Annotated in this window: 7 protein-coding genes and 1 tRNA gene; 2 read left to right on the forward strand and 6 right to left on the reverse strand. The window is 69.8% G+C overall.

Annotated elements, in window-relative coordinates; translation table 11 throughout:
• Positions 1-5: 5 nt before the first annotated feature.
• On the reverse strand, positions 6-5,333 hold the full coding sequence (locus AU194_RS05920; protein WP_059088303.1) for a non-ribosomal peptide synthetase: 5,328 nt from the start codon (positions 5,331-5,333) through the stop codon (positions 6-8).
• Complete coding sequence (locus AU194_RS05925) at positions 5,314-9,759, reverse strand: beta-ketoacyl synthase N-terminal-like domain-containing protein (RefSeq protein WP_157575915.1); 4,446 nt, start codon at positions 9,757-9,759, stop codon at positions 5,314-5,316. The genes AU194_RS05920 and AU194_RS05925 overlap by 20 nt, the downstream gene beginning before the upstream one ends.
• Before the next feature lie 507 nt (positions 9,760-10,266).
• Here AU194_RS05925 and AU194_RS05930 point away from each other — a divergent pair.
• On the forward strand, positions 10,267-10,605 hold the full coding sequence (locus tag AU194_RS05930; RefSeq protein ID WP_059088305.1) for a DoxX family protein: 339 nt from the start codon (positions 10,267-10,269) through the stop codon (positions 10,603-10,605).
• A 1-nt stretch (position 10,606) separates the two neighbouring features.
• On the opposite strand, the gene AU194_RS05935 is transcribed toward AU194_RS05930, so the two are convergent.
• On the reverse strand, positions 10,607-10,828 hold the full coding sequence (locus AU194_RS05935; RefSeq protein WP_231743182.1) for a hypothetical protein: 222 nt from the start codon (positions 10,826-10,828) through the stop codon (positions 10,607-10,609).
• An 85-nt stretch (positions 10,829-10,913) separates the two neighbouring features.
• Positions 10,914-10,986: transfer RNA gene (locus AU194_RS05940), tRNA-Asn, on the reverse strand.
• A 149-nt stretch (positions 10,987-11,135) separates the two neighbouring features.
• Here AU194_RS05940 and AU194_RS05945 point away from each other — a divergent pair.
• On the forward strand, positions 11,136-11,381 hold the full coding sequence (locus AU194_RS05945) for a hypothetical protein (RefSeq protein ID WP_059088306.1): 246 nt from the start codon (positions 11,136-11,138) through the stop codon (positions 11,379-11,381).
• Between the two features lie 13 nt (positions 11,382-11,394).
• Here the strand turns inward: AU194_RS05945 and AU194_RS05950 are convergent, their stop codons facing one another.
• Positions 11,395-11,685 (reverse strand): hypothetical protein, encoded by a 291-nt coding sequence (locus AU194_RS05950; RefSeq protein WP_059088307.1) that lies wholly within the window; start codon positions 11,683-11,685, stop codon positions 11,395-11,397.
• Between the two features lie 69 nt (positions 11,686-11,754).
• Positions 11,755-13,674 carry a DNA primase gene (gene dnaG / locus AU194_RS05955; RefSeq protein WP_059088308.1) on the reverse strand — a complete coding sequence of 640 codons (1,920 nt, stop codon included), beginning with the start codon at positions 13,672-13,674 and terminating at the stop codon, positions 11,755-11,757.
• Positions 13,675-13,677: the final 3 nt, after the last annotated feature.

Below are 13,677 nucleotides of genomic sequence, written 5' to 3' on the forward strand. Positions count from 1 at the left end.
GGGCGTCAGAACCGGTAGGTCGTGCAGGCGATCTGGAGGCCGGACCCCGCAGCCAGGACCAGAGCGGTGTCGCCCGCGCCGACCGACCCGTGTCGGCGGGCGTGCACGAGGTTGTAGGGCAACGCCGACGAGAACGGGTCAGCGGTCACCTCGGGCGCGGCGAACCGCGCTTGCGGGATGCCGAGGCGCGTGGCCAGTTCCGCACGCGCGGCGTCGGGGAGGTGGGGTCCGAACACCGCGGCGATGCCGGCCCGGGTCAACCCCTCGCGCTCCAGCAGCTCCTCGACGGCGTCGGGGATGCACGCGAGGAGGTGGGCGGTCAGTTCCGGATCGCGGTCGATGTGCAGCCACGTCCGCCCGTTCTCGTGCCGGGTGTAGGTGGCGAGCGCGTCGGCGTGCGCGGGGTCGTGGCGGTAGACGAATCGCCCGAAACCCTCGGTGCCGTCGCCTCGGCGGAGGATCACCGCCGAGCCGGTCTCGAGGATCCCGAGCAGGGGTCCACCGCGCTGCCCGCCGTTGTTCTCGATCTCGGCGGCCACCACCATCGCGGTCTCGACGGTTCCGGCGTCGATCATCTCGGTTGCGGCGTGGCATCCGTTGAGGAAGCCCACGGCGCCGTTGAGGAGGTCGAAGGCCAGCGTCTTCGGGCCGTCGGGTGACCGGATGTCGTCGTTCATACCGAGCTCGCCCGCGATGAACGCCGCGATGGCCGGTTCGCTGATGAATTCGCTGCGGTACACGCCGGCGTGGATGAGCAGGTCGAGGGCGTCGGCGCCCAGCCCGCTGTCGTCGAGACAGGCTCGCGCGGCGCGCACTGCCAGATCGACCGAATCCGGCTGCGCGCTCTGTGCCGGGGCCGTGCCGACCCCGGCGATGCGGACGCGGTGCGTGGCCACGTGGTCGCTGGCCCGCGTGTTCGGTGTGCGGCGGGCGTTCGGCGCTTGTCCGTTGTGGCCGTCGGCGTTGCGACGGAGCCGGTCGGGCAGGTCGTCGAAGGTGTAGAGGGCGGCGCCGACGGTCTGCCCGGAGCCGCTGATGCCGAATACCGCATTGTCCCCGGACTGGATCCGGTTGCCCAGGATGTGGTCCTTGAGCGCCACGAAATGCGATGTACTGGCGGTGTTCCCGCGCTCCGCGAGGTTGAACACGGTGTTACCCGGGTGGGCGGCAGCCTTGCCGAACACCCGGTTGATCGCCAGCATCGCATCGTTGAGCGAGGACTCCGAGGTCTGGTGGATCACGAGGTGATCGCAGCTCTGGGGCCGCCAGCCGTGCCGCTGCATCACCGCGGAGACGAACGGCACCGCCGCCTTGACCGCGACCGCCGTCCCGCCGATGGAGTCGGTGACCATGATCGCGCCGCCGTGGGACTTGTCGGTCACCTTGGCCACGCACAGCTTGCTGTACCGGCCGAGGGTGGCCATCTCGATGTCGTGGAAGCCGACGCGGTCGTTGGGTCCGCGTTCCAGGATGACCGCCGCGCCCGCGTCGCCGAGCGTGAGGCACGCCAGCCGCGGGTCCATCGGGCCGTCGATCTCCTTCTGCGCCGTCTCGGTCAGGTGCGTGATGTACTCGCCGCTGACCACCATCGCGCAGCGCACCCCACCGGTCTGCAGGAACGCGTCGGCGACCTTGATACCCGTCCACATGCCCGCACAGGCATTGCTGATGTCGAAGGCCACCGCATTGACGAAACCGCACCGGTCACGCAGCCGCACCGCGGTGCCGGGCTCGAACACGAACTTGTGGTCCGGACCGTCACAGCGGGAGATGTTGCAGGCGATGAGCAGATCGATCTCCCCGGGTCCGTGGCTCGAGCGGGACATACAGTCGACCACCGCCTGCCGCGACAGGTCGATCGAGAACTCCCCCGGCGCGACCACGCGCCGGTTCCGGATCCCGGTGAGCCGTTCCATCGGGATGCCGATCTCGGTGGCGCAGCCGGCGAGCACCGCGGCGGTGGACACCGCTTCGGCGGGCAGGTACGTGCCGATGCTCTCGATCAGCGTGTTGTGGGTGCGCCGCCGACGAGCGGGCACCACCGCGGCGGGATGGGTCGTCTCCTCGACCACGTCGGCCACTTCGGGCGCCATCACCGGCCCACGGTTGCGATCCGCCGAATCCTCGGAGCCGTCCTCGGCGGCCAGCGCGGCGATGGTCCCGCACAGGAAGACCGCCTCCGGCGTCAACGCCAGACCCGCCGCCCGCGCCTTGGTGGTGACCTCGAGGCTGTGCGTCGAACACCCGCCGAGCGCGAAGAAGTCGTCGTGGATGCCGATCCGGTCGACGTCGAGCACCTCACGCCAGATGCCGGCCAGAATGCTCTCCGCGCGGGTCCGCGGCGCGACATACTCGCGCTGCTCCGGCGGTTCATCGGCGGCCACCGCGGTCAATGCCCGGCGGTCGACCTTCCCACTCGTGTTGTGCGGCAACGACTCCGTGATCCGAAAGACGGCGGGAACCATCATCGTGGGAAGCTTGTCGACGAGGAAACTCCGCAGGTCGGCGGTGGACGGCGCGGGGTCCTGCGCGGGCACCAGGTACGCGACCAGCCGGGTGTGGCCGGAGGCGTCCCGACCGGGTACCACCGCGCACTCGCGGATTCCGGGGCACTTCGACACCGCCGCCTCGACCTCGCCGAGCTCGATCCGGACACCGCGGACCTTCACCTGGTCGTCCAGGCGTCCCAGGTACTCGATGTTGCCGTCGGGCAGGTACCGCGCCAGATCGCCGGTGCGGTACATCGACTTCCCGGGTTCGCCACCGAACCGGTCGGCCACGAACTGGGCGGCGGTGGCGTCGGGCCGGTTGAGGTAGCCGCGGCCCACGCCGGCCCCGGCGATGTACAACTCCCCCGGCACCCCGACCGGCACGGGTTGTCCCGCGGCGTCCAGCAGGTGGACCCGCACGTTCGCGATGGGCCGTCCGATCGGGACCCGCGGGCCCGCGGCGCCCTGCACGCAGCGGAAGGACGTGGCGGTGACGGCGGCCTCCGCCGGACCGTACTCGTTCCACAGGTTCGCGTTCAGCGTGGCCAGGAAGCGTTGGGTGAGTTCGTAGGGCACCGGTTCACCACCGCAAGAGACCCTGCGCAGCGCCGTGCATTCGGCGACGTTCGGGTCGGCGAGGATCGCGCGCAGCATCGACGGGACGAACAGGGCCGTGGTGACCGCTTGTTCGGCCATCGTGCGCACGAGGTACCCGACGTCTTTGTGGCCCTCGGGCGCCGCGATGACCACCCGCGCACCGGCGATCAACGGCCAGAAGATCTCCACGATCGACACGTCGAACGTCACCGGCGTCTGATGCAGCATCCGGTCGTCGGCGCCCAGCGGGTCCGCCTGCTGCATCCACAGCAAGCGGTTGCGGATCCCGCCGTGGGTGATGAGCACGCCCTTCGGCACCCCGGTGGAGCCGGAGGTGTGGATGACGTAGGCGAGGTTGGCCGCGGTCGTGTGCGCGGGGCGGGCCGGGGTGTCCGCCTCGACGGAGTGGTCGAGGCACAACCGCACACCGGCGAAGTCGCTCAGCCGGTCTGAGAACCGTTGGTACGTCAGGCAGAGCGGTGACTGCGCCACACCGGACACCATGGCGGCGATGCGGTCGACCGGTTGCGTCGGATCGATCGGCATGAATGCGCCACCTGCCTCGACGACCGCGAGCAGCGCGACCACGAGGTGGATCGAGCGGGGCAGCAGGACGGGCACGATGGTGTCCGGGGCGACGCCGAGACTCTGCAGGCGGGCCGCTAGTTTCTCTGCGCGGCGGTGCAGTTCGGCGTAGGTCACCTCGTCGCCCTCATACGTCACGGCGATCGCATCGGGGCTGCGCTCGACCACCGCCGCCACCATGTCGTGCAGACAGTCAGGGGCATCGAAGTCGACGCGGGTGGTGTTCCATTGCGCCTGTTCGCGGCGCTCGGCGTCGGTGAGCAGCGGCAGTTCCGAGAGGCGCGCGGCGGGGTCGGCCACGATGCCGGCGAGCAGGGTCCGGAAGTGCCCGGCGATGCGTTCGATGGTGGCCGCGTCGAACAGGTCGGTGTTGTACTGCAGTGCGCAGACCAGCTCGCCGTCCCGCTCGCCCATCAGCATCATCAGTTCGTCGGGCGCACCGCCCTGTCCGATGTGCACGGTCCGCATGTCGAGTGTCGTGGCGCCGCGGTCGCCGTCGGACCCCTCCCGGAACCGGCGGTGTTGCTCCCAGGCGAACGACACCTGGTACAGCGGAGCAGTACTGGCGTCCCGGACCGGCTTGAGCCGCTCGACCAGCAGCGTGAACGGATACTGTTGGTGCGCAAAGGCTTCGAGCACGATCTGCTTGACGTGTGCGAGCAGTGTCGTGAACGGTGCGTCGCGGGTCGCATTCAGCCGGAGCACCAGTGGATTGGCGAAGTATCCGACCACGCCTTCTGATCCCAGCCGCTCGCGGTCCGCGAACGGTGAGCCGATGAGGATGTCCTGCTGACCGCTGTAGCGGTGCAGCAGTGCCGTGTACGCCGCGAGCAGCGTCATGTACGGTGTGGCGCCCGCGGTTCGGCCGGTCTCCTTCAGCGCCGCGGTCAATCCGCGGTCGATCGTGAAGCGGTGGACGCCACCGCGGTAGGTCTGCGCGGCACGGCGTGGCCGGTCGACCGGCAGCTCGATGACCGGCAGGTCGCCGGCCAACCGGTCCCGCCAGTAGGCCCACAGGCGTTCCCCGTCGGGTCCGGCCAGCATCCGGCTCTGCCGTTCGACGTGCTCGATGTAGGTCTCCGGGCGCGCCGCGGGTGCCTGTGCGCTGTGCTGGGCCGCGTAGAGCCTGCGCAGTTCGTCGAGGATGACGTCGATGGACCAGAAGTCGACGGCGATGTGGTGGACCACCAGGACCAGGGTGTGCTCTCCGGACGCGCGCCGCACCAACGACACCCGCAGCACCGGACCGGCCTCCAGGTCGAACGGGCGGTCCGCCTCGCGGCGCAGCCACCGGTCGAACTCGGCGTCGGAGTCGATGTCGCACCGGGTGATTCGCGCCGGCCACCGCGGATGCACGAGCTGCACCGGCTGCCCCTCGCGGACCGCGTAGGTGGTCCGCAGGATCGCGTGCCGGTCCACGAGCCCTTGGACGGCCTTCTCCAGCGCGGACTCGTCGAGCCTGCCGCTGATGTGCCCGGCGTAGGTGATGTTGTAGGCGGGACTGCCCGGGGCGAGTTGGTGGAGGAACCACAGGGACCGCTGTCCATAGGACAACGGATGCGCCGACGCCGAGACCTCGGCTCGCTGTTTGAGCAGACGCGCCAGCAGTTCCCGCTTCTCCGCGGTGGACAGCCCTGCGACGTCAATGGAGCTGGTCGTCATCGTCGTTCTCTCCGGCCGCCAATATTTCGCAGAGCAGATCGTCGACGTCGTCGTCGGCGACCTCCGGTATGCGGGTGAGCAGGTCGAGCCAGCGCGAGCCGTCGCCGTCCGGCACCGCCACTGCGGTGTCGGAGACGGTCACCTCGGCGGGGAAGTCGGTGAGCGCGATGCCGAGCCACTCGACCAGCTCGGCGACACTCGGCCCGTTCAGCAGATGGACGACCGGTATCTCGATCCCGAGGTCCTGCTCGACGCGGGCCCGGAGTTCGGCCGCCATGAGCGAGTCGAGGCCGAGCGTGTGCAGGGGCGCCCGGATGTCGAGCGACTGTGGGAGCAGGCCCAGCCTGCTCGCGGCCTGCTCCCGTAGGTAGGACTCGAGCAGCCGGTCTCGTTCCTCGCGGCCGGCGGTGCGCAGCAGGTCGCTGAGATTCGGCGCCACCGAGACCGGAGCGGTCAGGGGGACGGCTCTCTGGAGACGGCGCCTGCCCGCGCCGAGAACGCCCACCGCGGCGCCCAGCAGCCGCCGGATCAGCGCCGCTGTCGGGACGCCGGGCGGGCCCTCCAGCGCGGAGCCGGCAGGTCGCATCGCCTCGGCGCCCAGTAGCGACTCCGACGGGACGGCCGCCTCGAAAGGTGTTGCTCGTGTGCCGTTTTCGGCGGGTTCGAGCCAGAATCGCCTGCGCTGCCACGGATACGTCGGCGTCACCGGGCAGTGGGACCCGCGGGGCTGCACCCGAGCCCAGTCCACCGCGTGGCCGTTGGCGTAGTGGGTGGCGAGCGCTGTGTGGTCGTCGCCGGTTTCGCCGGCGTGGGCGTGCACCGCGTCGGATCGCTGCCCGGGGCGGCGCTGTCCCGCGTGGGCTCCGGGATGCGACGCCCCCCGCCGGTAGGCCGCCAGGGCGTCGACCAGCTCGTCGCGGGTGGCGCCGACCACGGCGAGCCGATGGTCGTGGTGATCGCGGCGCACACCGGCGGTGTGACACAGATCGGCGATCCGCGCGCCCGCCGTCAACGCCGACTCGTACCGGCCCGCCAGTGCGACAAGCGCTTCGGGCGACTTGGCGGAGACGGGAAGGATGTACGGCTGATCGTCGCCCGCCTCGTCAGCGGTGACGCGGACCTCCGGCGCCTCCACCAGCACCACGTGCGCATTCGTGCCGCCGAACCCGAACGCGCTCACCCCGGCCGTGGCCCTGCCGCCACCGTCGGGCCACGAGGTCACGCTGTCCGCGACCCGCAACGGCAGGTCGGCGAACGGGATGTTCGGATTCGGCCGCGTGTAGTGCAGCGTCGGCGGGATCAGCCGATGGTGCAGTGCCAGTGCGACTTTGATCAGTCCGGCCACACCGGCGGCCGCCTCCAGGTGTCCGATGTTGGTCTTGACCGAGCCGACCAGGCAGCGGGTCTGCGGCGGGCGGTCCTGTGACAGGACCGCCCCGAGCGCCTGGGCTTCGATGGCGTCGCCCACCAGCGTGCCCAGACCCTGCGCCTCGACGTACTGCACCGCCCCGGGCGACACCCCGGCACGCCGATACGCCTCTGCCACAACGGCTTCCTGCGAGACCCGGCTGGGGGCCATGAGGCCGTTGGTGCGGCCGTCCTGGTTGACAGCGGAGCCCCGGATGACCGCGTACACCCGATCGGCGTCGGCCAGAGCCCGGCTCAACGGTTTGAGCACCACCATCCCCGCGCCCTCACCCCGCACCCAGCCGTCGGCACGCGCGTCGAAAGCCTTGCATCGACCGTCCGCGGCCAGCACCCCGGCCCTGCTGAAGTTGAGCCCGATCGCCGGGGTCAGCATGACGTTGACCCCGCCGGCCAGCGCCAGCTCGCACTCACCGTCGCGCAGGCTGCGGCACGCCTGGTGGACGGCGACCAACGACGACGAGCAGGCACTGTCCACCGCCAGGCTGGGCCCGCGGAAGTCGAAGAAGTACGACAGCCGGTTGGCGGCGATGCTCGAGGCGGTCCCGGTGCCGCTGTAGCCGTCGATCAGTTCGGGACGGCTCAGCTGCAGGTGCTGGTAGTCGTTGGTGGACACACCGGTGAACACCCCGGTGCGGCTGCCCGCGAGTCGCTGCGGCGCCTGACCGCCGTCTTCGAGGGCTTCCCACGCCACCTCGAGCAGGAGCCGCTGCTGCGGGTCCACTCGGACGGCTTCGCGCGGCGAGATGCCGAAGAACGCGGCGTCGAACTCGTCGATCCGGTCGAGGAATCCACCCCAGGCGGCGGCGCCACTGACGTCGGCGCCCCAGCGGTCCGGCGGCGTTTCGGTGACGGCGTCGACTCCTGCGCACAGCAGCTGCCAGAACGCCGACGGACCGTCGGCGCCCGGGAAGCGGCATCCGATGCCGATGATCGCGATGGGCTCGTCCGCGCGCGGTTCCGGCAGGGCGGCGGGCGCGGTCCGGGTGTCGTCGGCCGCGTCGCCGGACAGATACGCGGCCGCCTGATCGATCGTCGGGTACTCGTACACCAGCGTGGGCGGCACCGCGCGGCCGAGCCAGGTCTCCAGCGCCCCGAGCATCTGGATGGCGTGCACGGAGTCGAGCCCGTGGTGGGCGAACGGCAGGGTGGTGTCGATCTCGGCCGTCGAGACCCCGAGCTCGAGGGCCAGCCGGTCGACGAACCACGCCCTGATCTTGTCGGTGTCGGCCGACGGTCGGCCGGGGTCCGTCGCGGCCGGTGTCCGGCGGTCATCGGGCGGTGCGGGCGCGTGCCACTTGGCGAACACCTCGAGCGTTCCGTCGAGATAGCGCTGTCTGCAGGCGCTGCGCCGGATCTTCCCGCTCGACGTCGTCGGGATCCGTAACGGCTCCATCAGCACGACGGTGTGCGCGCGGATGTCGTGCTGGGCGGTGACGGCGGCACGGATCTCCGCGATCACTGCGTCGACGTCGTCCTCGCCGAGCAGTTCGCGGTCGACCTCCTGGACCACGGCGAGCTGTTCTACGCCGTCGGCCTCGAGCGAGAAGCACGCACCGCGACCGCTCATGAGCGCCGGGTGCGTCTCCTGGACCGTCGCCTCGATGTCGTTCGGGTAGTAGTTGCGGCCGCGGATGATGACGAGGTCCTTGAGCCGTCCGGTGACGAACAACTCGCCGTCGAGCAGAAAGCCCAGATCACCGGTGCGCAGGAAGGGACCGCGGCCGGTGTCGGACGTGAGCGCCTGGAACGTCTCCCGCGTCTCGGCGGGTTTGTTCAGGTACCCCTGCGCGATGTTGTCCCCGGCCACCCAGATCTCGCCGACCGCACCGGGACCACATTCGGTGCGGTGCACGGGATCGGCGATGACGATCTCCTCGCCGTGGCCCGCGGGTCCGCAGCCCACGACCGCGGCGGCGGTGGGATGGCCGGCGGGCACCCGGGCGACACGGTGTTCGCGCAGCGCGACGCCGTCGAGGTGTCGCACCGTTGGCGCGACGCCGCGCTGCGCGTTGCCCGACACCAGCAGGGTCGCCTCGGCGAGGCCGTACACCGGGTGAAACGTCTCGGGGCGGAAACCCGCGGGCGCGAAGGCGCTGGCGAACCGCTCGAGGGTGGCGGCCCGCACGGGTTCGGCACCGCAGTACGCCCGCACCCAGTGCGACAGGTCCAGCGCCGCGCGCTCCTGCGGGGTGCTGCGTTCGACGCACAACTCGTAGCCGAAGTTCGGCCCCACACTGATGTTCGCGCGGTGCCGGGAGATGGCCTCCAGCCACGCCATCGGGCGCTGGATGAACGCCGAGGGCGGCATCAGGAAGCTGGTCCCGCCGAAGTAGGCGGCTCCGAAGACGCCACCGATGAGGCCCATGTCGTGGTGCAGCGGCAGCCAACTGACCACGCGTGTCCGGTCGCCGAGGCCGGCGTCCCTGCTGATGGTCTCCAGGTTGGCGAGAAGGTTACGGTGGCTCAGCACAACGCCTTTCGGCGCACTCGTCGACCCCGAGGTGTACTGCACGAAGGCGATCGCATCGGCGGCGACGTCCGGGGTGATCCAGTCCGAGGCGGCGTCGGGTGCGACGGCGTCGACGGCCAGCCAGCTCATCGACCGGTCGGCGGTGAGCCCGTCGAGGACCTCTCGCATGCCGGACTGCGTGTCGGCGGTGGTCAGCACAAGGCTCGCCTGGACGTCGGCCACGATCGACGCGACGCGGGACATCAGCCGGTTGTGCACCGGCGGGTGTACGGGAACAGCCACCACCCCGGCGTAGAAACAGCCGAACATGGCGGCGATGAAATCCAGACCCGAGGGACACAGCACCAGCGCGCGCTCACCCGCCGCGTGGTGGTCCTGCAGTGTGGCGGCTATCGCGCGGGCGCGGGCGTCCAGACCACCGTAGGTGAGCCGGCTGTGCTCGTCCGCCTGTGTCGAGTAGTCGAACGCTAGCTTGTCCGGGACCGCCGCTGCCCTTTGCCTCAGCAGTTCCAGCAAATTATATGTCACCGCGCACCCGATCCTCAGGCGTCCGCCCGATGAAGGTGTTGTTGTTTCACCCGCAACCTCCTGAGCCGCGTTGTCCACGGCCCTCGCCGGAACCGGCGTGGTTGGGGCTGTTCATCACTACCGGCCTCGCGGAGGTCGGCATCGTCATACGGTTCGTCGGTTATGGCCCGGGCTAGCCATCGGATCGCCCCGGCGAACTGTTTCGATCGTCCTCTTTGGACCGGAAAGCGTCAATATCCAAACCGTTGACGCAGCTGGCAATTTTCTGTGAACAAATTGTTGGCGAAGTATGGCAACGCGCACCGCGTCGTGCACGACGCCATTTCGGGCGGACTCGGTACGCGCGTCAGCAACACCCCGGAGTTCGGCAAGAAACCACTGCCGTCGTCGACCCGGGCACCGACCGATCGCATCGGGCAAACTGAGCGATGTTTGAGGAATTGACGTTCGCACAATGTCGCGACCGAATACGGCGGCTGCGGCACCGGTCGATGATTGAGTGATGCCATGCGGTCTCAGCGGACCTATCAGGCACTCGGGGTGTACATGGCGCTCAGCGCCGTCGTGGAGGCACTCGAGCCGGGTTTCATCGCCCGCACCCGGGAGACCGTGCAACTACCGCCGCACGTGCGGCGGCTCGTCTGGCCGCTCAAGGCCGCGGCAGCGGCCTCCCTGCTGGCGGTGCGCCCGTGCCCCGGCGTGGCCCGCCTCGGCGCCGGGACGTTGACGGGATTGTTCGTCCTCGCAGTGGCCGCGCACATCCGGGTCCGTGACCTCAGCGTCGCGATGCTGGCCGCGGCTGTGAACGCGGCGGTCTTCGCCGCGGTGAGCGTTCGGGGGCCGTGACTCAGGAATCATCGTCGGAGCCGCCCGAATCGTCCTCGGAGTCGTCCTTCTCAGAGGATTCGAGCTTGTCCGCGTGCTTGGTCAACAACGCGGCGAGTTCGCGGGCTTCCTCGACCTGCAGGACGTCCTCGGACACGCGTCCGTCCTCGTCATCGAACCGCTCGAGGGTGATCGCGTTGTCCTTGGTTCCGACATCCCACCGGCTGCCTTTTTCACGAGCCATGAGAAGAGCCTTTCGACGGAGCGAAGTGGATACGTGCGGATACCCACCTCGCGAACGCCGGAACCGGCGACGCGTTTCGAAAGAGCTCCCCCGGCTGGACTCGAACCAGCAACCCTTCGGTTAACAGCCGAATGCTCTGCCAATTGAGCTACAGGGGACTGCGGTGTCCGCGTGAGCTTTCCGCGCGAACCGAGGAGTGACTCTAGCCTATGGACCCACGCCGCCGCCAACGCGCTCCCCGGCACGGCGCGAACCGCCCGTCATGAGGCAGGATGGGAGCCACGCACCGTCTAGTGGAAGGGCCTTCGTGATCGGGTACGTCGCCGTGATGGCCGTCGGGTACGTGTTGGGCACCAAGGCAGGCCGCCGCCGCTACGAACAGATCGCCGGCACCTACCGTGCGGTGACCAGCAGCCCGGCCGCGAAGGCCGTCATCGAGACGTCACGACGCAAGATCGCCGAGCGGGTGTCCCCCGATCCGCAGCTGACCACGCTGACGCCGATCGATGAGAAGACGACGGTGCTGCACCCCGAGGCGCAGACCGAGAAGTGAGGCGCGAAGCGCGCTAGTTGCCGCCGATACCGCGGCTGATGGTGGTGCCCGGCAGCAGCGGACCGGTGCTGATCCCGTTGCCGTTGAAGCTCACCGACGGAGTCCCGACGCCGACGCCGTTGCCGTTGGAGTAGCCCAGGCAGTGGCCGTCTTCCTTGTTGCCGAACCATGCCAGGCACGCCGGGCCGGCCTGGGTGGCCTGCTCGGGTGCGGACGTCAGCGCGGCGGCCAGGGGCGCCGCGACAGCGGCGGCGGCGAATGCGCCGATCGCGACCGAACGCCGGATCTGTTTCATGGTTGCCACAGGAGCTGCCTTCCCTCGCCGTTCCCCCAACGGGTGTATAGCGCGCTCACCATATCGCGTTACAGCGACTCACGCAGTGAGGTCGTCGCCGCTGGCCTGTTCCAGCAGGCTGCGCCGGTACGCCTCCATCGCGACCAGGTCACCGAACAGCGCGTGATATTCGTCGCCCTGCTCCACCGGCGACATGCGCTGCAGCTTCGACTTCACCTCGGCGATCTGGCGGCCCACCCAGACTTCCTGCAGCCGGGCCAGCACACCGCCGATGTAGCGCGGCAGCTTTTCCTCGTCCTCGACGCGAAAGGCCTCGACGCTGAGCTCGTTGACGAGATTGGCCGCCTGCGGGCTGGCGGTCTGCCCGCGCACCGTCTCGATCCACTGCGCACCGGACAGCCCTGCAGCCGCACCGCCCGCGGCCTCGATCGCGGTCCGCACCGCCCGGTAACCGGGGTGGGTGAAGCTCTCGACGGTCAGCGCATCGAAGACCGGTCCCGCCAGCGCCGGGTACTGCAGCGCCGATTTGAGCGCCTCCCGCTGCGGCCACAGCGTCGGATCCTTCGGATCCGGCCGGGCGGCGGGTTCGGCGGTGCGGCGCTGCGGCGCGGCCGGTTCGGTGCCGTTGCGCCTGCGCCCGCGTTCGGGCGCCCCGCGTTTGGACGCTTCCTCGCGCACCCGGCTGAGCACCTGCGCCTCATCGGCCCACCCGGTCCAACCGGCCAACCGGCGGGCGTACACGTCGCGCAGCGCGTGGTCGCGGATCCGCGACACCAGCGGTACGCATCGGCGCAACGCCTCCACCTGCGCCGACGGATCGTTGTCGAGGACGTCGCCGGAGGGGATCAGGCTGCGGACGGCGAACTCGAACATCGGGATGCGCCGGGCGACCAGATCGCGCAGCGCGTTGTCCCCGGATTTCAGCCGCAGGTCGCACGGATCCATCCCGTCGGAGGCGATCGCCACGAACGATTTACCCGCCACCTGTTGATCGCCGTCGAACGCCTTGAGCGCGGCGGCCTGACCGGCGGCGTCACCGTCGAACACGAAGATCAGCTCACCGCGGTACCAGTTGTCGTCCATCATCAACCGGCGCAGCAGCGCGAGGTGCCCGTCGCCGAACGCCGTGCCGCAGGACGCCACGGCGGTGGTCTCTCCTGCCAGGTGCATCGCCATCACGTCGGTGTAGCCCTCGACGACGACGGCGCGGTGCGCTTTGGCGATGTCGCGTTTGGCCAGATCCAGCCCGAACAGCACCGCGGACTTCTTGTACAGCACGGTCTCGGGGGTGTTGACGTACTTGGCCTCCATCGGATCGTCGTCGAAGATCCGCCGGGCGCCGAACCCGATCACCTCTCCCCCGGCCGCCCGGATCGGCCACAGCAGCCTGCGGTGGAAGCGGTCCATCGGGCCGCGCTTACCTTCCCGCGACAGTCCCGCGGCCTCGAGCTCCTTGAACTCGAAACCCTTGCGCAACAGATGTTTCGTGAGCTTGTCCCACCCCGACGGGGCGAAGCCGCAGCCGAAGCGCGCGGCTGCGGCCGCGTCGAAGTTGCGCTCGATGAGGTACTGCCGCGCCGGTGCGGCCTCCTCGGATTTCAGCGCCTCGGCGTAGAACTCCTGCGCGGCGGCGTTGGCGGCGAGCAGCCGGCTGCGGCTGCCGCGGTCGCGCTGGACGTTGGTGGTCGACGCCCCGGTGTAGGTGACGGTGTAACCGATGCGGTCGGCGAGCAGTTCGACGGATTCGACGAAGCTGACGTGCTCGATCTTCTGCACGAAGGCGTAGACATCGCCGCCCTCACCGCAGCCGAAGCAGTGGAAGTGGCCGTGGTTTGGCCGCACATGGAACGACGGTGACTTCTCGTCGTGGAACGGGCACAGGCCCTTGAGGGAGTCCGCGCCCGCGCGGCGCAGCTGCACGTAATCGCCGACGACGTCCTCGATGCGGACGCGGTCACGGATCGCTGCGATGTCGCGATCTGGAATCCGCCCGGCCACCGG

The sequence above is a fragment of the Mycobacterium sp. GA-2829 genome (assembly GCF_001499965.1).
Taxonomy (GTDB): domain Bacteria; phylum Actinomycetota; class Actinomycetes; order Mycobacteriales; family Mycobacteriaceae; genus Mycobacterium.

Bases quoted from the DNA above. Each gene is read 5' to 3' on its own strand.
- AU194_RS05920 (WP_059088303.1), bottom strand. From the start codon at position 5,333: ATGACGACCAGCTCCATTGACGTCGCAGGGCTGTCCACCGCGGAGAAG.
- AU194_RS05930 (WP_059088305.1), top strand. From the start codon at position 10,267: ATGCGGTCTCAGCGGACCTATCAGGCACTCGGGGTGTACATGGCGCTC.
- AU194_RS05935 (WP_231743182.1), bottom strand. From the start codon at position 10,828: ATGGCTCGTGAAAAAGGCAGCCGGTGGGATGTCGGAACCAAGGACAAC.